General features: G+C 68.8%; 22 protein-coding genes. 13 read left to right on the top strand and 9 right to left on the bottom strand.

Annotated features, from left to right (window positions below; all coding sequences use genetic code 11):
* Positions 1-3: 3 nt before the first annotated feature.
* Together SK854_RS41075 and SK854_RS41070 are read right to left on the bottom strand one after the other, a co-directional pair.
* Positions 4-930 carry a hypothetical protein gene (locus SK854_RS41075; RefSeq protein ID WP_319980552.1) on the bottom strand — a complete coding sequence of 309 codons (927 nt, stop codon included), beginning with the start codon at positions 928-930 and terminating at the stop codon, positions 4-6.
* 42 nt (positions 931-972) lie between these two features.
* On the bottom strand, positions 973-1,542 hold the full coding sequence (locus tag SK854_RS41070) for a TetR/AcrR family transcriptional regulator (RefSeq protein ID WP_319980551.1): 570 nt from the start codon (positions 1,540-1,542) through the stop codon (positions 973-975).
* A gap of 66 nt (positions 1,543-1,608) precedes the next feature.
* Between SK854_RS41070 and SK854_RS41065 the strand changes: the two genes are divergently transcribed.
* Positions 1,609-2,100: an FBP domain-containing protein gene (locus SK854_RS41065; RefSeq protein WP_319980550.1), complete on the top strand. Its 492-nt coding sequence runs from the start codon at positions 1,609-1,611 to the stop codon at positions 2,098-2,100.
* 3 nt (positions 2,101-2,103) lie between these two features.
* Here SK854_RS41065 and SK854_RS41060 read toward each other — a convergent pair whose 3' ends face one another.
* The gene (locus tag SK854_RS41060; protein WP_177320742.1) at positions 2,104-2,280 is read right to left on the bottom strand and encodes a hypothetical protein; all 177 of its coding nucleotides are present in this window, start codon (positions 2,278-2,280) and stop codon (positions 2,104-2,106) included.
* Positions 2,281-2,414: 134 nt separating this feature from the next.
* Between SK854_RS41060 and SK854_RS41055 the strand changes: the two genes are divergently transcribed.
* From SK854_RS41055 to SK854_RS41035, 5 genes are read left to right on the top strand one after another with little or no spacing between them, the layout of a single operon-like run.
* On the top strand, positions 2,415-2,969 hold the full coding sequence (locus tag SK854_RS41055; protein WP_319980549.1) for an RNA polymerase sigma factor: 555 nt from the start codon (positions 2,415-2,417) through the stop codon (positions 2,967-2,969).
* Positions 2,966-3,373, top strand: coding sequence for a hypothetical protein (locus tag SK854_RS41050; RefSeq protein ID WP_319980548.1), 408 nt, complete (start codon positions 2,966-2,968; stop codon positions 3,371-3,373). Before SK854_RS41055 ends, SK854_RS41050 begins: the two co-directional genes overlap by 4 nt.
* A gap of 60 nt (positions 3,374-3,433) precedes the next feature.
* Positions 3,434-4,480 carry a M4 family metallopeptidase gene (locus tag SK854_RS41045; RefSeq protein WP_319980547.1) on the top strand — a complete coding sequence of 349 codons (1,047 nt, stop codon included), beginning with the start codon at positions 3,434-3,436 and terminating at the stop codon, positions 4,478-4,480.
* 57 nt (positions 4,481-4,537) lie between these two features.
* A complete protein-coding gene (locus SK854_RS41040) occupies positions 4,538-5,623 on the top strand; it encodes a hypothetical protein (RefSeq protein ID WP_319980546.1) in 1,086 nt (361 codons plus the stop codon).
* Positions 5,620-5,970 carry a hypothetical protein gene (locus SK854_RS41035; RefSeq protein WP_319980545.1) on the top strand — a complete coding sequence of 117 codons (351 nt, stop codon included), beginning with the start codon at positions 5,620-5,622 and terminating at the stop codon, positions 5,968-5,970. The genes SK854_RS41040 and SK854_RS41035 overlap by 4 nt, the downstream gene beginning before the upstream one ends.
* Here the strand turns inward: SK854_RS41035 and SK854_RS41030 are convergent.
* Positions 5,945-6,076: a DUF397 domain-containing protein gene (locus SK854_RS41030; protein ID WP_319980544.1), complete on the bottom strand. Its 132-nt coding sequence runs from the start codon at positions 6,074-6,076 to the stop codon at positions 5,945-5,947. The genes SK854_RS41035 and SK854_RS41030 overlap by 26 nt on opposite strands.
* 16 nt (positions 6,077-6,092) lie before the next feature.
* Entirely contained in the window at positions 6,093-6,938 is an 846-nt protein-coding gene (locus SK854_RS41025; protein WP_319980543.1) for a helix-turn-helix domain-containing protein, read from the bottom strand.
* A 133-nt stretch (positions 6,939-7,071) separates the two neighbouring features.
* Between SK854_RS41025 and SK854_RS41020 the strand changes: the two genes are divergently transcribed.
* Entirely contained in the window at positions 7,072-7,737 is a 666-nt protein-coding gene (locus SK854_RS41020; RefSeq protein WP_319980542.1) for an HAD family hydrolase, read from the top strand.
* Here the strand turns inward: SK854_RS41020 and SK854_RS41015 are convergent.
* Both SK854_RS41015 and SK854_RS41010 read right to left on the bottom strand, forming a co-directional pair.
* On the bottom strand, positions 7,712-8,587 hold the full coding sequence (locus tag SK854_RS41015; RefSeq protein WP_319980541.1) for a pentapeptide repeat-containing protein: 876 nt from the start codon (positions 8,585-8,587) through the stop codon (positions 7,712-7,714). The genes SK854_RS41020 and SK854_RS41015 overlap by 26 nt on opposite strands.
* A 37-nt stretch (positions 8,588-8,624) precedes the next feature.
* Complete coding sequence (locus SK854_RS41010; protein WP_319980540.1) at positions 8,625-9,212, bottom strand: TetR family transcriptional regulator; 588 nt, start codon at positions 9,210-9,212, stop codon at positions 8,625-8,627.
* Between the two features lie 92 nt (positions 9,213-9,304).
* Here SK854_RS41010 and SK854_RS41005 point away from each other — a divergent pair, with 92 nt between their 5' ends.
* Positions 9,305-10,261 (top strand): NAD(P)-dependent alcohol dehydrogenase, encoded by a 957-nt coding sequence (locus tag SK854_RS41005; protein ID WP_319980539.1) that lies wholly within the window; start codon positions 9,305-9,307, stop codon positions 10,259-10,261.
* A 28-nt stretch (positions 10,262-10,289) separates the two neighbouring features.
* Here the strand turns inward: SK854_RS41005 and SK854_RS41000 are convergent, their stop codons facing one another.
* Positions 10,290-10,643, bottom strand: a complete 354-nt coding sequence (locus SK854_RS41000) for a hypothetical protein (RefSeq protein ID WP_319980538.1) — start codon at positions 10,641-10,643, stop codon at positions 10,290-10,292.
* Between the two features lie 57 nt (positions 10,644-10,700).
* Between SK854_RS41000 and SK854_RS40995 the strand changes: the two genes are divergently transcribed.
* Both SK854_RS40995 and SK854_RS40990 read left to right on the top strand, forming a co-directional pair.
* Positions 10,701-11,267 (top strand): TetR/AcrR family transcriptional regulator, encoded by a 567-nt coding sequence (locus SK854_RS40995; RefSeq protein WP_319980537.1) that lies wholly within the window; start codon positions 10,701-10,703, stop codon positions 11,265-11,267.
* A gap of 68 nt (positions 11,268-11,335) precedes the next feature.
* Positions 11,336-12,754 carry a carboxylesterase/lipase family protein gene (locus SK854_RS40990; protein WP_319980536.1) on the top strand — a complete coding sequence of 473 codons (1,419 nt, stop codon included), beginning with the start codon at positions 11,336-11,338 and terminating at the stop codon, positions 12,752-12,754.
* Here SK854_RS40990 and SK854_RS40985 read toward each other — a convergent pair.
* Positions 12,751-13,308: a hypothetical protein gene (locus SK854_RS40985; RefSeq protein ID WP_319980535.1), complete on the bottom strand. Its 558-nt coding sequence runs from the start codon at positions 13,306-13,308 to the stop codon at positions 12,751-12,753. The two genes, SK854_RS40990 and SK854_RS40985, sit on opposite strands and share 4 nt — an antisense overlap.
* A gap of 39 nt (positions 13,309-13,347) precedes the next feature.
* Between SK854_RS40985 and SK854_RS40980 the strand changes: the two genes are divergently transcribed.
* From SK854_RS40980 to SK854_RS40970, 3 genes are read left to right on the top strand one after another with little or no spacing between them, the layout of a single operon-like run.
* A complete protein-coding gene (locus tag SK854_RS40980; protein WP_319980534.1) occupies positions 13,348-13,719 on the top strand; it encodes a hypothetical protein in 372 nt (123 codons plus the stop codon).
* A 54-nt stretch (positions 13,720-13,773) separates the two neighbouring features.
* Positions 13,774-14,370 carry a DsbA family protein gene (locus tag SK854_RS40975; RefSeq protein WP_319980533.1) on the top strand — a complete coding sequence of 199 codons (597 nt, stop codon included), beginning with the start codon at positions 13,774-13,776 and terminating at the stop codon, positions 14,368-14,370.
* Entirely contained in the window at positions 14,367-14,903 is a 537-nt protein-coding gene (locus SK854_RS40970; protein WP_319980532.1) for a vitamin K epoxide reductase family protein, read from the top strand. The genes SK854_RS40975 and SK854_RS40970 overlap by 4 nt, the downstream gene beginning before the upstream one ends.
* Positions 14,904-14,913 lie beyond the last annotated feature (10 nt).

Here is a 14,913-nt window from a genome sequence, read left to right as displayed (position 1 = left end):
AGTTCATCCAAGCAGTGCGCTGACCACAGCTGAAGTGTCGAGACCTGTCAGCGGAACCTTCCGCAGGGCCTCGGCGAGCTGAGTGCGGTGGTGCAGGCGAGCCTCGGTGGTAGGTAGTCGGGTGACGTGCCGGGTGTAGGCCTCGACCAGTGCCACGGCGGGCGGGTAGTGCCACAGGTCGGAGCCCATCCCTTCGCACCAGGTCAGGATGCCCAGCAGTCGCCCGGTGTGGTCGATGATCTCCTCGTCGGCGTCGTCCGCGCTGATGGCCAGGAGCAGATGGGAGGCGGTGGCGACCTGGGCCGCGAAGTAGGCGTTGAGGAAATCCCCGTCGCACGCGCGGCGAAGCAGCCACTCACGAGCGCCGCCGGTCCTGCACAACGTCTCGACGACGTAGACCCGGCCCCAGCCGGAGATCCGGTCGCCCAGCCAGGTCAACGCCTCGATGCCGCCTTGGCGGCGAGCCAGAGCGTCGGCGGCGAGCGGGCCGAAGTGGTCCGAGAGCAGCCCGATCGTCTGGATCAGCGGGATGTCTCGTTCGTCGTAGTCGGCCGCGAGCAGGGCCAGTCCGACAGCGGCGGCACGCCGGTTGCCGCTGTGCCGCACGAGCCACCGGCCGGTCCGCCGTGCCTGCGATCGGTCGGCGCGCAGTGCCGCGGCGGCGATGTGGTCGTTGTGGTGGATCGGGACGTGCAGGTCTGCCAGCGTGCCGGCGAGCTCCGCGGGTGAGGAGTTCGTCGAGAAGTGCTCGTCCAGCGCCGATGCGACGTCCACACCGATCTTGCGCTGGTCGCGGGTTCGCCTGCGGATGCGTTGGGTGGTGGCCCGGTAGAAGTCCTCGTCCGGGAACGGGTACCCGTCTCTGGGCAGCGGTTCGCCGGGGAACTCACGGTGCAGTGCGAGCGCGTGCTCGTACAGGGATCCGCTCATGCGCGGACGCGGGACTCGATTCTGTCGATCATGGGCGTGAGGTTAGCCCGGCGGCCACGCCCTGAGCAACGAATCCAGCGCGTCCAGCGCGCGCAGCCACGACGCCTCGACCCCGCGCGGATGGCTGTGGAACGCCCCGGCGCGTTCCAGCGACACGTACCCGTGGAACGTGCTGTGCAGCAGCCGGATGGCATCGGTCTGGTCGGGTTCCCACAGGTCGTAGCCCCGCAGGATCGCGCGGGTCATCTCGGAGTGCTTGCCGGCCGCGCTGGTCGCCGCCGTGTCCGGGTCGAGCGCCATCTGCGTCGCCGAGTAGCGGCCGGGGTGCTCGTGGGCGTAGCGGCGGTAGGCGTTGGCGAACGCGACCAGGGCGTCCTTGCCCGAACGACCCGCGATCGACTCGGCCACCTGGTCGGCGAGTTCGGCCAGCGCCAGGACGGCCAGGCGGACGCGCAGGTCCTGGGCGTTGCGGATGTGCGAGTAGAGCGAGGCGTCCTTCACGCCGAAGTGGCGGGCCAGGGCGGACACCGTCACGTTCTCGAAGCCGACCTCGTCCGCCAGGTCCGCCGCCGCCTGCGTGAGGCGGTCGGCCGTGAGCCCCGCACGTGCCATCCGTCACCCTTCCTAGGGTCCTTAATAATTTGCCTAGGACCTCTAGGTAAGCCTAGCGTCCCTGCTATGAAGCCGCTGACCGAACACGACATACGCGCGTCCTTCGTCAATTCCACCAAGGGCGAGGCGAAGCGCATGCACGTACCCAAGGATTTGGGCGAACGGCCGTGGGACGACCTGGACTTTCTGGGGTGGACCGACCCGGCCGCGCCCGACCGCTCGTATCTGGTGATCGAGCTGGACGGGCGGCTCACCGGCATCGCGCTGCGGCGGGCGCAGCAGGCCGGGCGGGCTCGCAAGACGATGTGCTCGTGGTGCCTGACCACGCATTCCGGTGACGGCGTGTCGCTGATGTCCGCGCGCAAGGCCGGCAAGTCCGGGCAACTGGGCAACACGGTCGGCGTCTACGTGTGCGCCGACCTGCGGTGTTCGTTGTACCTGCGCGGGAAGAAAAGCGCGGGGCCCGGCTCGCGGTTCAAGGAGTCGATCACGGTCGACGAACAGGTCGAACGGATGGTGTCCGGGGTCCGCGCGTTCCTCGATCGAGTGAACTCGTAGGTGTCAGAGTTCGAGGACGAGCTCCGCACTGCAGGCGCGGGCACAGGGCCACGGGTCGCCGCATTCGGTGCAGCCGGTCGTCGCGGGCAGGTGCGTGTCGAGCACCTGGACCGCCCTCGTTCGGTAGCGCTCCAGGTCGGAGTCCCAGTTGTGGCGGGAGCCCGCGGTCGCACTCGTCATGGTCATCAGTCCTCGGGTTGAGCTGGTGGACACAGCATGCACCTGTGATGGCGCTCACGGGCGGCAATTTCGCGAAACACGACGAACGGATTCGAACGACGAATCTGAGCGGCCTTGAGGAGCATCATGTCCGCATGGACATATCGGCGTCGCTGGCCGCGGCCGGGCGTGGTGACCAGACGGCGTGGGACGCCCTGGTCAGGCAGTTCAGCGGCCTGTTGTGGTCGATCGCTCGCAGCTACCGGCTGGGCGACGCCGACGCGGCGGACGCGGTGCAGTGCACGTGGATCAAGCTCGTCGAACACCTCGACCGCATCGCCGAGCCCGAACGGCTCGCCGGGTGGCTCTCCACGACGGCGCGGCACGAGTGCCTGCAGCTGCTGCGACGCGCCGGGCGCCTGCCCGAACCTGCCGAGGAGATCGCCGACTCCCCCGACCCCGCGCCGGACGTCGACCACGCCCTGCTCGCCGGTGAACGCAACGCCGCGCTCTGGCAGGTCTTCGAGCAGCTGCCCGACCGCTGCCGGCGCCTGCTGCGGGTGTTGATGGCCTCGCCGCCACCCGCGTACACCGAGGTCGCGCTGGCGCTGGACATGCCGGTCGGCAGCATCGGGCCGATCCGCCAGCGCTGCCTGGGACGCTTGAAAGTGCTGGTCAGGGGCAACGAGCTGCTGGAGGGCCGGTCATGAACGACGACGACTTCCTCGACGTCCTGCGCGCCGCCGCCGACGAGTTCGACCCGGTCCCCGCGGGCGTGCTGCGCGACGGCAGCGCCGCCCTGGCGTTGCGGACGCTCGACGCCGAACTCGCCGAGCTGGTCGAGTCCGAGGCACTGGTGCGCGGCGACGGGCCGTTGTCGCTCGCGTTCGAGTCCGACCGGGTCACGGTCAGCCTGGAGATCATCGACGACGTCGTGCGCGGGTTCGTCACCGGCGCCGCGGGCGAGGCGGTGGTGGAGACGCCCCGATCGCGCCGGGCGGTGCCGATCACCGACGGCTGGTTCATGGTGACCGAGGTGCCGCCGGGCCTGGTCCGCATCCGGGTGACGGCGCTCGACGGCACGGCGGTCGTCACGCAGTGGGCCCGCGGCTGATCTGTATTTCCGTGCGGCGCGCTCCCTCTTCCCAGATACGGAAAGAGGGGGAACACGCCCATGACCTGCTTCATCCTGCCCGCACACCTGCAGATCGAACTCGCGGAAACCGGCAACGTCGACATCCGCGACTCCATCAGAACCCTGCTCGCCTCCGCCACGCTGCGCGCCCAGCGCGCCACGCTCACCGAGGCCGTGCAGTTCCTCGACCTCAACGCCGCCCAGTTGCGCGGCCCGGCCGGTGAGTTCAAGGCGGTGCACGACGTCCAGGGCGGCGACGAACGCACCCTGCCCGGCGTCCTGCGCCGCAAGGAGGGCGACGGTCTCATCGACGACACCGCCGTCAACGACGCGTTCGACAACGCCGACCGGACCTACGACTTCTACCGCGACGTCCTGGGCCGCCACAGCGTCGACGGCAACGGCCTCAACCTCGTCTCCTCCGTCCACTTCGGACGCGACTTCGACAACGCCTTCTGGGACGGCACCCAGATGGTCTACGGCGACGGCAGCGGCAAGGTCTTCCAGCCCGGCGCCCTCGCCCGCGACATCACCGTCGTGGGGCACGAGATCACGCACGGCGTCGTGCAGTACACGGCCGGCCTGCGCTACCGGAAGCAGTCCGGCGCTCTCAACGAGTCGATGGCCGACGTCTTCGGTTCCCTGGTCAAGCAGCACGCGCTCGGACACTCCGCCGACCAGGCCGACTGGCTCATCGGCGCGGGCATCCTCGGCACCCAGCTCCAGGGCGTCGCACTGCGGTCGATGAAGGACCCCGGCCGCGCGCACCAGCTCGACCGCCAGCCCGCCCACATGCGCTCGTACGTCGACCTGCCCGACGACGGCAACCCGCGCAACGACAACGGCGGCGTGCACATCAACTCCGGCATCCCCAACAAGGCGTTCCACCTCACGGCGACACGGCTCGGCGGCAACGCCTGGGACCGCGCGGGCAAGGTCTGGTACGACGCGCTCGCCACGAAACTCCGCGTGAACTCGAACTTCACCGACGCCGCCGTGGCCACCACCGCGAGCGCGCAGGCGTTGTTCGGCAACGACGTGGCGAACGTCGTACGGGAGGCGTGGAACGACGTCGGCGTGCGCTGAACCGGTTACGCCGCCTGCCTGATCGCCCCGCCGGTCCCGCACTGGTCCACTGGGTGAGTGGCCGCATTCTTTCTGGAATCACCGGCATCACTGGGGAAACTCGCCGACCAACTGCAGCGCGCCGGTGACGACGGCGCGGCAGGGCAACGCCACGTCGAGAAGTACGCGAACCTCACGCTGCCCGAAGAAGGCGTCCTGCTCGACACGATGGCCTCCCACGAACACGCCTACGCACTCGTGCGCGGCGCGATGGAGGCGATCTCGGTGCGCGGCGGGTATGTCGCGAAAGCCATCACCCAGACCGTCGACACCTACATGCGCGAGGACGAGGCAGCGCGCGAGCGGCTGGACAAGCTGTTCCGCGGCCTTGACCCGTCCATGTCACGTCCGGACTTCAGCCGCTACGAGAAAGCCCTGCGCGGCCCGGCGTTCAGCGACGTCGCCGAACCGTCCGACCACTTCAAGCAACCCGACCGCCCCGCGGACGACGGACCGCTCTTCAAGTACGACCCCTCGTCAGACCTCTTCAGCCCGGTCGCCGCTCTGCGCGGCGTCTGCGTCACGGTGGCAGGCAGTGACCCGTTCGAGGCGATGGTGCGCTGGCTCAGCGGCGACTGGGTCGCCTACCACCGCTGCGTCACGGTGTGGAAGCAGGTGGGCGCGGCCTGCGAACAGATCGGCGCCAACATCGGCCGCGCGGGCGCCGAAACCGATTCCGTGTGGCGCGGCAACGCCTCCGACGAGGCCCAGCAGTACCTCTCCGAACTCGCCCGCTCCGTCAGCGGCTTCGTCCCGATCTGCGCGAAACTCACCGAGCACTACGAGGCCGGCGTACAGGCGGCGCAGAAGTTCAACGAGGCACTCGCCTCGGTCGCCGCCTCCCTGGCAGAAGCCGCCGGCCTGTGGCTCGGCGCCACCATGTCGTTGCGAATGAGCCGTGGCTTCCAGCGTGGCGCCACCATCGCGCTCATCGCCTACTACGCCACCCAGATCCTCGAACTCGTCACCGAGGCCATGTCGCTGTGGGGCAAGGCCAAGGACCGTGCGGCGGGGATCGTCGGCCTGGTCCACGCCGTCGAGTTCGGCCGCCTGCGCGACGTCAAACCGCCCAGGATGCTGCTCTCCCCGGGATCACCGCTGTGAGCGACGTCGACGGGCCACGGCTGCGGGAGGCGATGCTGCGCCACCTCGTCCGGTCGGCGCCGGGCCAGCCGGTGAGCGAGATGGCGCAGGAGGTGCTGTCCGGCCGGATGACCATGGGCGCGGCAGCGGGAAGCCTCGCCTACCGCGACCTGTTCGCCACCGCGGCTGCCGAGGCACCCCAGCTCATGCAGACGGTGTCACCCGCGGAACTCGCCGAGGCCGAGCAGACGCTCGCCGTCGCGGCGACCCTGCTCGACCCGCCCGTGCTGCCGGAGCCGGTGCGACCGCGACCCGCTTTCGAGGACGAGTGGGACGACTCCGTCACCTCGCCGTGGGATGAGTCCTGACCAGGCGGAGGAGTGGTGCCCACTGGTGGGCCGTGAGCGGGAGTTCGACGGACGGGGACTTGCTGTCCCGGATGCCGACGCCACAGCCCACTTCCACGCAGTTCATGTCTGGGGTGCTGTAACTACTCTTCCGCCACCAGGTCACCGCAAGCCTCCCCACCGATGATGTCGGTGACCAGCTTCCGGGTTTGTGCCTCGTCCAACGCCGTCCGTCCGAGTGACTTCAACACGTCTTCGTAGAGACCGACCGAAGGCTGATCTTCCAGGAACACGGTAGCGCCCTCACTCTCCACGAAGACGAGCGGCGGGATCTTCTTGAAGGTCAGCATGTCGAACGAGCCTGCCAGCCCGGCGTGCGGACCAAACGCCGTGGGAATCACACGAAGCGTGAGATAAGGCCTGACTGACACACGAAGCAAATGGTGAAGTTGGTCCGCCATGACGTCTGGGCTTCCGACTGGCAGCCGAAGCGCCTGCTCGTGCAGGTAGATCGTGACCGCCCGATCGCCGTCGAGAGCAGCGTTCTGCCGTGCGATCCGATTGCTGATCACAGCGGGGCGTTCGTCGACGGACAGCCGTGTCGATGCGTTGATGATGTGCGTCATGTAGTCAGGCGCCTGCACCAGACTGTGCACGACGTTCATCGACCAGCCGGTCACGCCCGTCGCTATCTTCTCGTGTTCGCGCAGTGTGCGCGCTCGGTCCGTGACGCCTGACTTGGCGGGCTGCAACCAATCGCGCTGGTGCGTCTCGTGGTGAAGCGCCATCAGGTGGTCGAACTCGTCGGGCGGCGTGCGCAGCAGGCCCAGGAGCTTGGCCAGGTCGACGTCGCTCACGCCTTCCTTGCCGTTGACCAGTTCCGAGACTTTGGCTTCCTGCCAGCCCAGCAATTCGGCGGCGGCCCGGTTGGTGAGGTCGGCCGCCCGAAGCAGCGCCCGGATCGCGTCACCGAACTCGCGGCCGCGCACCGTTGATCTCCGCAAAGGCATGCAGGGACGGTAGAGGCGGCGTTCCGTTTGGCTCCACCCATTCGCCGCAGGTCAACCTGAAAGCATGCTGTTTGGACATCTTCCAAAGTCATGGGCGTGGTTGGGTAGGCGCATGATCGACGTTCTCGGCACTGGATCCGCACCTCGGCTCGTCGTGTTCGACCTCGACGGAACCCTGTATCCGAAGGAGGCGTACGCGGAGCAGGTGCTCGCCGTGATCGGCCGGATGTTCGTGGAGTTGCAGGGCGCTTCCGAGGCGCACGCGGAGGCGAAGGTGGCCGAACTGCGGGAGGCGATGCGGACGAACTGGTCCGGTACGTCGACGACGTCGTTCGTGCGGGCCAACGGGTTCGACGTCGCGCAGTGGTTGGAGTACCGCGAGACGCATCTGTCCATCGCGGACGGACTGCGCCGCGACGACGGTGTCGTCCGGGAGCTCGGCAGGCTGCGCGAGGTGGTGCCGATCGTGTTGCTCACCAACAACACCAGGGGATCCATGGAGGCCATCCTGGGCAAGGTCGGCATCGGGACCGAGGGGTTCACGGAGGTGTTCAGCTCCGAGGACTCGCGCGACACGCCGAAGCCCGATCCCGGCGCGTTCCAGGTGGTGCTCGACCGCCTCGGGGTGCCGGCGGAGGGGACGTGGAGCGTCGGGGACCGGGTGGACATCGACATCGCCCCGTTGCAGCGGCTCGGTGGCTCCGGCATCGCCGTCGACGGGCCCGCTGACCTGGGTGCGGCCGTCGATCACCTCATCGGGCTGGTGCGTCGGGCTTGATGGTGCCGTCGGGTTCGACGTGGAATCCGGGGATCTCCAGCACCGCCTTGTGGTTCGTGAGCCTGGCGCCGAGGAACCAGCGCGAGTCGCGAGAGCGGACTCCGCTGAACAGGACGTCGTCCTCGAAGGTCACGCCGGTGAACCGGCTGGTGTCGCGGAAGTCGGCGTCGACGAACCTGGCGACACCGGCGAAACGGGCGTCGGTGAAGCGGGCCACGCCGTGGAAGACGACCTTCTCGCAGTTGAGGCCGCCGGTGAACACGCAGCCGCGAGCGTTGAAGTCGACGAGCACCGCGCGGCTGAGGTCGACCTTGACGCCCCAGAACTCCGGTTCGCGCAGGTGGGTGGTGAGGATCGTGCCCGCGGAGCGGCGGACGTGCAGTTCCTGCTGGGTCTCCAGGTCGTCGTCGCCGTCCGCGAACGGCATGCGCAGGTACGCGCTGATGACGTCGGTGACGACCTGACGCTGGTGCGGGTTCTCCTGAGCGAGGCGTTCCAGCGCGTAGAGGCCGGCGATGCGGACCTGGGCCAGCGGTGAGCCGAGGTGCTCGGTGGCTTTGACGTAGAGGTCGGTGAGGCGCCGTTCGTCGGCGTCGCGCGCGGTGATGACGGCGACGACCTCCTGGTGCCACTGCCGGCGCACCGCCAGGAACAGCACGATGCTGCCGCCGCCGGCCAGCCCGACGGTGAAGCCGGTCTTGATCGCCTCGATGCGGCGGCCGGGGTCGCTGCCTGCCTCGGCGAGCAGCCAGACGAGCACCGCGGCGGTCACGACGACGGCCAGCACGCCGCACACCACGATCACCCATCGGCGAAGCGGTCGCAGGGGCTGCTGCTGCCTGGTGGTCATGGAAGTTGATTTTGGCCTGCCGGCCGCCGATCGTGGCCTAGTTCGGCGCGACGGCTCGGCGGACGCTGTCGCGCAGGAGGTCCCGGCGGCGGTCGTGGGTCTCGGCGGGCTCGTCGCTCGTGGCCGCGTAGACGTTGCTGACCGGCGACCACGCCATCGACATCGCGATGACCATGGCCATCAGGTCGAACGGATCGCCGTCCCGGATCAGCCCTGCCCGCTGCGCCTCGGTGATCGCCTGGAGCTTGTTCTGGTCCATGCGATCGGCGTCGGCGACCAGGTAACCGGCCGGGCGTCGTTCCAGACGGGCCCAGGTCGCGAGCCGGATGAGGTCGGGGCGCTCGAGGTACTCGTCGTAGAGGCGCACGGCCCAGTCCGCCAGGTCGGCGGCGTCGATGGGCACGACGTTGACGATCCGCTCCAGCGAGCCGAAGAAGATCGCGTCGAACAGCCCTTCCTTGTTGCCGAAGTAGGCGTAGAGCTGGGCCTTGTTGGTGCGCGCCGCGGCGACGACGCGTTCGATGCGGGCTCCGGCGATGCCGTGCTCGGCGAACTCGCGGGTGGCCACGTCGATGATGCGTTGCCGCGTGGCCGCGCCACGGGCGGTCAGCTGCTGGTCGGACATGGCCGAACTGTACCGACAGAACAGTCGGTTTACTTTGCCGCCCTTCTGTGGGTACCTTGAAATAGACCGAACAGTCTGTTTGAGGGAGAGTCATGCGCAGCACCACCGGCTGGCAGGCCGACGGACCCACCAAGTTGCACGAGGTACCTATCTCGCGGCGTGACCTGCGGCGCGACGACATCGCGGTACGGGTGGACTTCTGCGGCGTCTGCCACACCGACCTGCACGCCGTGCGCGGGCACAACGGCGAGGACGTGCTCGTGCCGGGGCACGAGTTCACCGGCGTGGTGATCGAGATCGGTCCGGACGTGACGGCGTTCCGGGTCGGCGATTCCGTCGCCGTCGGCAACATCGTCGACTCGTGCGGCGTGTGCACGATGTGCACGGCGGGTCAGGAGAACTTCTGCCGTGAGTTCCCCACGCTCACCTACGGCGGCACCGATCGCCACGACGGGACGACGACGTTGGGCGGTTTCTCCCGCGAGTACGTCGTCCGCGACCGGTTCGTCCATCCCCTGCCGTCCGGGCTGGACCCGGCGGCCGCGGCGCCGCTGCTGTGCGCCGGGATCACCGTGTGGGAACCGCTGCGCGCCCTGGGCGTCGGTCCGGGGACGCGCGTCGCGGTGGCCGGCCTGGGCGGACTCGACGCGATCCGTCTGGGTGCCCGTGACGTCGTCGTGTCCACCGACCCGGACAGCGCGGCGGCGTCGCGCGACCGGTTCGACGTGCTGATCGACACCATCCCCGTGGCCCACGACCTCGCCCCCTATCTCAGGCTGGTGGCCGTGGACGGGACGCTGAGCCAGGTCGGCTACCTCGGCGCCGTCACCGTGGAGACGATGGACCTGCTCATCGGCCGCAAGAAGCTGAGCTCCGGAGGCAGCGGCGGCCTTCCCGCCACCACTGCCATGCTGGAGTTCTGCGCCGCCCGCGGCATCGTCGCCGACGTCGAGACCCTCCCGTCGGCCCGCGTGACCGAGGCCCTCGACCGGCTCGAACGCGGCGACGTCCGCTACCGCTTCGTGCTGGACCTGTCCGACCTCGACTGAGGTGCTGCGGGACGCACGAGTTTCATAGTCAACGACGGCGAGCCCGAGGCAGCTTGGCGATCTTGGCCTCGGCCTGCTCGGAGTCGATGATGCCCACGCGGGCCCGCCGCCGCAGCGCGCGGGCCACGATCTCGGCGAGCGGCGAGTCGCTCCACTTGCTCCAGTACGCCTTCTTGGTGCGTCGGCGCTTCAGCTCGGACTCGACGTCGTCGGGTTGGGACTGGGCGAGCACCAGGTGCTCACGGCGCCGATCCGCACGGACGTTGTTGCGCTTGTTCCTGGGGATGTTCTTGCGAGAGCTCTTGTCGTTCTCGCCGTAGCTGTTGCGGTGGTCCTTGGCGTAACTCAGCGCCTTCTTCTCCTGCGGGGACTTCCTGGTCACAGATCCAGTCTAGAAAGCATCGCCATCGGTTTTGCTCAGCCGTGCTAAGTTTTGCTCATGCGAGCAAAGTCCGTGACCGAGCAGGCCCGGCGAGCGCAGATCGTGGCGGCGGCGATCGCCACGATCGCGGAGCTGGACTACGCGGAGACGTCGTTCAAGGCGATCGCGGCGCGGGCCGGACTGAGCAGCACGGGCCTGATCTCGTACCACTTCAAGAACAAGCAGGAGCTCGTCGACGTCGTGTTCGCGGACATCTTGGAGCGCTTCCAAGGGTTCGTGAGCACGCGGATGAACCAGGCGGGCGCTCGCGAGGAACTGCGGGCGTTCCTGGTCGCCAACATCGCGTTTCTGCGCGAGCACCGCGCGGACATGGTGGCGTTCCTGCGGATCAAGGCCCACGCGGCGGTGACGGACGGGGGCATCGCCGACTCCGATCACGCAGGGCTCGCCACTCTGCTCCGACAGGGGCAGGCCGCCGGCGAGTTCCGCGCGTTCGACCCGGACGTCATGGCCGTGTTCGTCCTCGCGCTGCGCAACAGCGTCGTGCAGCGGTCCGGGTCACTCGATCTCGACGTCTGCGAAAGGGAGTTGGTCGCGGTCGTCGACCTAGCGACAAGGGGTTAGCCATGCGTCGGGGGACGTTGCTAGTTGCCGCATCACTGCTGCTCAGCGCGTGTGGGAAGGGGGAAGCCATGCCATCGGACGTCGTCACGACCGACACCGGGCAGGTTCGGGGTGAGGTGCGGGACGGGCATCTGCGGTTCCAGGGGGTTCCGTACGCCCGTGCGGCGCGTTGGGAGCCGCCGGTGCGCGCCGCGGAGTGGAGCGGGGTGCGGGACGCGTTCAAGCCTGGCAGTCCGTGTCCGCAGGTCGGGTCCAGCTACTCCGAGACGAAGAGCACCGACGAGGACTGCCTGTTCGCCAACGTCACGACGCCTTCGGCGGCCGGCCGCAAGCCGGTGCTGGTGTGGGTGCACGGCGACGGCGCGATCGGGGCCGGGCACTTCTTCGACGCGGAACGCCTTGCGCGGCAAGGGGACGTCGTCGTGGTGACGTTCAACTACCGGATGGGCGTGTTCGGCGGCTTCGGCCTGCCGGGTCTCGAGCACTCCGGTGAGTTCGGGCTGCTCGACCAGCGCGCGGCGTTGGAGTGGGTCCAACGCAACATCTCCGGCTTCGGCGGGGATCCGGGCAACGTGACGCTGTTCGGGGTGTCCTTCGGGGCGACCGCGGTGAGCGCGCACCTGATCGGGCCGAAGCCGCTTTTCCACAAGGCGATCATGCACAGCTCGTTCACGCTCGTGGACGTGCCTCGCGGCGCCTGGTTCCCGGACCTGGAGGCGTTGCCGTCGCTCGCGTGGCGGCCGGTACCGGAGATCCAGGAGATCGGCGCGATGATCAGCGGCGAGCTGGGCTGCGCGGACGTCGAGTGCCTGCGGCGACTGCCGGTGGAGAAGCTGCTGGACTACCCGCAGATCATGAACGTCTTCCAGTCCGTCGGCTACGGCGGCTCGCTGCTCCCCCGGCTACCGGCCGAGTCGCTGGAAGCGGGCGAGTTCGCCGACGTGCCGATCCTGGCCGGCGCGACCCGCGACGAGCACAACAGCTTCGTCGGCCTGTTCCGGCCGGACCCGATGTCCGCCGAGGACTACTCGCGGCTCGTCCGGGAGGCGTTCCCCGACCGCGCGGCCGAGATCGAGCGCGAATACCCGGTCAGCGCGTTCGCGTCGCCGAAGCAGGCGTGGGCGTCACTGCTGACGGACCGCATGTGGGCGAGGGCGACGTTCCGCCAGAACATGCTGTACGCGAAGAAGGCGCCCGTCTACGCGTTCGAGTTCGCCGATCGCAACGCGGCCACAGACCCGTCGATGCCGCCTGAACTGCACGGCGCGAACCACTCGTCCGACATCGAGTACCTGTTCCCCGAGGCGGACTTCGCCAAGGACCGCGGCCTGTCCGACCACATGATCAAGGCCTGGACGGACTTCGCCCGCACCGGAACGCCGGGGTGGCCGCGGTTCTCGGAGGGCCAGTACGTGCAGTCGCTGGCTCCGGGCGCCATCGGGCCGGTCGACTACGCGGCCGAGCATCGGCTGGCGTTCTGGAACTAGGCCAGGGCTTCGGCGGCCTTGATCACGTGCTCGATCTGGTCCCTGGTGAGGCGCCGGAGGTCCCAGACGAGGCCGCCGACGTCCGCCGGGGCCGGGTCCGGCGTGATGCCGGTCAGCGTCGCGAGGTCGGTGGCGGGAACGTCGAGCAGCGCGGAGAAGTCGCCGAGCAGGTCAGGCGTGAGCTCCTTGGTGCCGTGGCCGATCTTCGCGTAGGTCGAGGCCGCCCAGCACCGGCGACCCGTGGTCACCATGAAGACCGACTTCGCGACGGCGACCTGGTTCATGTTCCGGTTGCGCAGCAGGCGCATGACGAGCGGACCGGGACCTTCGGCGTCGTACGCGTGCGTGATGCTGGTGGGATCAGTGCGTTCCCGCTGCGGCAGCGACCGCACCAGAGCGCGCACCTCGGACCGTCCGTCGGGGTTCAACGGCAGGAAGGCACGCAACAGGCCGGGGATGCTGCCGCCCGCGTGGAAGTCAAGTGGTGCCAACTCCTCCGGCACCGGCTCTCCGGCGATCACCAGCCTGTCTGATTCGTGCAACTTCTCCCCCATGCGCACGAGCCTAGGACGGGAATCGCTACTCTGGATCACGTGCCCGGCACCACCAGCTCGCGAACCCGCGCGTATCTCGCGCGGGTTTTCGCCGTGCTCGCGCTGGTGGCCGGGGTCGCGATGATGCAGGGCACCCCGTGCGAGACGGAGTTCGCCTGGACCGCGCAGTGCCCCACGTCGAGCACGCACGCGGTCGTCCACTCCGCCCAGGCCGATGACGGCGGGCTGATCGAGGGCATCCTCGTCGCGGGCGCGTGCCTGGTGGTGGCGCTCGCCGTGCTGATCGGGTTCGCCGTGGCGCGGCGGTCCGGCTCGTTCCAGGTGCTCACAGCGCGCCTGCCTTCAGTTCTTTCTCCCCCTTCACGTCGGCTGGAAGTGCGGCTGGCGCAGCTCTGCGTGCTGCGCGCCTAGACCGAACCCGTTCGCTGGTTCGGTCCATCACGCCTTCGTGGAGGTTTCTTCGTCATGTCCAAGAACGCTCGCCTGTCCCTGATCATCGTCGCCGTCGTGGCGGTCGTGGTCGCCGGCTTCTTCCTCTTCAGCCGCAACGACACCACCGCGGCGCCGCAGTCCGCCGACGGCAAGGTGACCGTCGTCGAGTACCTCGACCTCGAATGCCCGTCGTGCCGCGCCGCCTACCCCGGCGTCGAGAGGTTGAAGACCGAGTACGGCGACCGCGTGACGTTCGACGTGCGGCACTTCCCGATTCCCAGCCACCGCAACGCCGAGCTCGCGGCCGTCGCGGTCGAGGCGGCGGGGGCGCAGGGCAAGCGCGACGACATGTTCCGGCTGATGTTCGACTCGCAGCAGGAGTGGGGCGGGCAGCAGACGTCGCAGCGCGCGGTGTTCAGCGGGTTCGCGCAGGAGCTCGGGCTCGACGCGGCCGCTTTTGAGAAGGCCCTGGACGACCAGGCGCTGCGCGACCGCGTCCTCGCCCAGCGCACCGAAGGCAGCAAGGCGGGCGTGACCGGCACGCCGACGTTCTTCATCAACGGCACCAAGTTCACCGGCGCGCCCACCTACGACGGCCTCAAGGCAGCCATCGAGAAGGTGCGTTCGTGAACCGGATCGTCGCCTGGGTGCTGGCGGTCGGCGGGTTCGTCGGGCTCGTCGCGTCGTTCGTGCTCACGATCGAGAAGATCGCGCTGCTCAAGGACCCGTTCTACGTGCCGACGTGCAGCATCAACCCGGTGCTGAGCTGCGGCTCGATCATGAAGACCGCGCAGGCCGAGGTGTTCGGGTTCCCCAACCCGCTGATCGGCGTCGCGGGCTTCGCGGTGGTGGCGACACTCGGCGTGCTGCTGGTCGCCGGGGTGTCGTTGCCGTCGTGGGTGTGGATCGGGTTGCAGGTCGGGGTGACGTTCGGCGTGCTGTTCGTGCACTGGCTGATGTTCCAGTCGCTGTACGAGATCGGCGCGCTGTGCCCGTACTGCATGGTCGTGTGGGCGGTCATGATCCCGATCTTCTGGTACACGACGCTCCGCAACATCCGGCCGGAGTTCCAGTTCCACAGCGTCGTGCTGATCCTGTGGTACCTGGTGATCGCGGCCGGAGTGTTGCAGGCGTTCTGGTTCTACTGGTCGTCGCTGGTCTAGAAGCAGCACC

This window comes from Lentzea sokolovensis, from assembly GCF_033949975.1.
Lineage (GTDB): Bacteria > Actinomycetota > Actinomycetes > Mycobacteriales > Pseudonocardiaceae > Lentzea > Lentzea sokolovensis.
Note: the sequence above shows the minus strand (reverse complement) of the source record. Positions and strands in the feature narration are given on the sequence as shown.

Excerpts from the sequence above, each read along its gene's own strand:
- SK854_RS41010 (WP_319980540.1), bottom strand. The coding sequence starts at position 9,212 with ATGTCCGACCAGCAGCTGACCGCCCGTGGCGCGGCCACGCGGCAACGC.
- SK854_RS40995 (WP_319980537.1), top strand. The coding sequence starts at position 10,701 with ATGCGAGCAAAGTCCGTGACCGAGCAGGCCCGGCGAGCGCAGATCGTG.
- SK854_RS41005 (WP_319980539.1), top strand. The coding sequence starts at position 9,305 with ATGCGCAGCACCACCGGCTGGCAGGCCGACGGACCCACCAAGTTGCAC.
- SK854_RS40975 (WP_319980533.1), top strand. The coding sequence starts at position 13,774 with ATGTCCAAGAACGCTCGCCTGTCCCTGATCATCGTCGCCGTCGTGGCG.
- SK854_RS41060 (WP_177320742.1), bottom strand. The coding sequence starts at position 2,280 with ATGACGAGTGCGACCGCGGGCTCCCGCCACAACTGGGACTCCGACCTG.
- SK854_RS41020 (WP_319980542.1), top strand. The coding sequence starts at position 7,072 with ATGATCGACGTTCTCGGCACTGGATCCGCACCTCGGCTCGTCGTGTTC.
- SK854_RS41075 (WP_319980552.1), bottom strand. The coding sequence starts at position 930 with ATGAGCGGATCCCTGTACGAGCACGCGCTCGCACTGCACCGTGAGTTC.
- SK854_RS41055 (WP_319980549.1), top strand. The coding sequence starts at position 2,415 with ATGGACATATCGGCGTCGCTGGCCGCGGCCGGGCGTGGTGACCAGACG.
- SK854_RS41065 (WP_319980550.1), top strand. The coding sequence starts at position 1,609 with ATGAAGCCGCTGACCGAACACGACATACGCGCGTCCTTCGTCAATTCC.
- SK854_RS41070 (WP_319980551.1), bottom strand. The coding sequence starts at position 1,542 with ATGGCACGTGCGGGGCTCACGGCCGACCGCCTCACGCAGGCGGCGGCG.
- SK854_RS41030 (WP_319980544.1), bottom strand. The coding sequence starts at position 6,076 with ATGAACTGCGTGGAAGTGGGCTGTGGCGTCGGCATCCGGGACAGCAAG.
- SK854_RS41050 (WP_319980548.1), top strand. The coding sequence starts at position 2,966 with ATGAACGACGACGACTTCCTCGACGTCCTGCGCGCCGCCGCCGACGAG.
- SK854_RS40985 (WP_319980535.1), bottom strand. The coding sequence starts at position 13,308 with ATGGGGGAGAAGTTGCACGAATCAGACAGGCTGGTGATCGCCGGAGAG.
- SK854_RS40990 (WP_319980536.1), top strand. The coding sequence starts at position 11,336 with ATGCCATCGGACGTCGTCACGACCGACACCGGGCAGGTTCGGGGTGAG.
- SK854_RS41015 (WP_319980541.1), bottom strand. The coding sequence starts at position 8,587 with ATGACCACCAGGCAGCAGCAGCCCCTGCGACCGCTTCGCCGATGGGTG.
- SK854_RS41045 (WP_319980547.1), top strand. The coding sequence starts at position 3,434 with ATGACCTGCTTCATCCTGCCCGCACACCTGCAGATCGAACTCGCGGAA.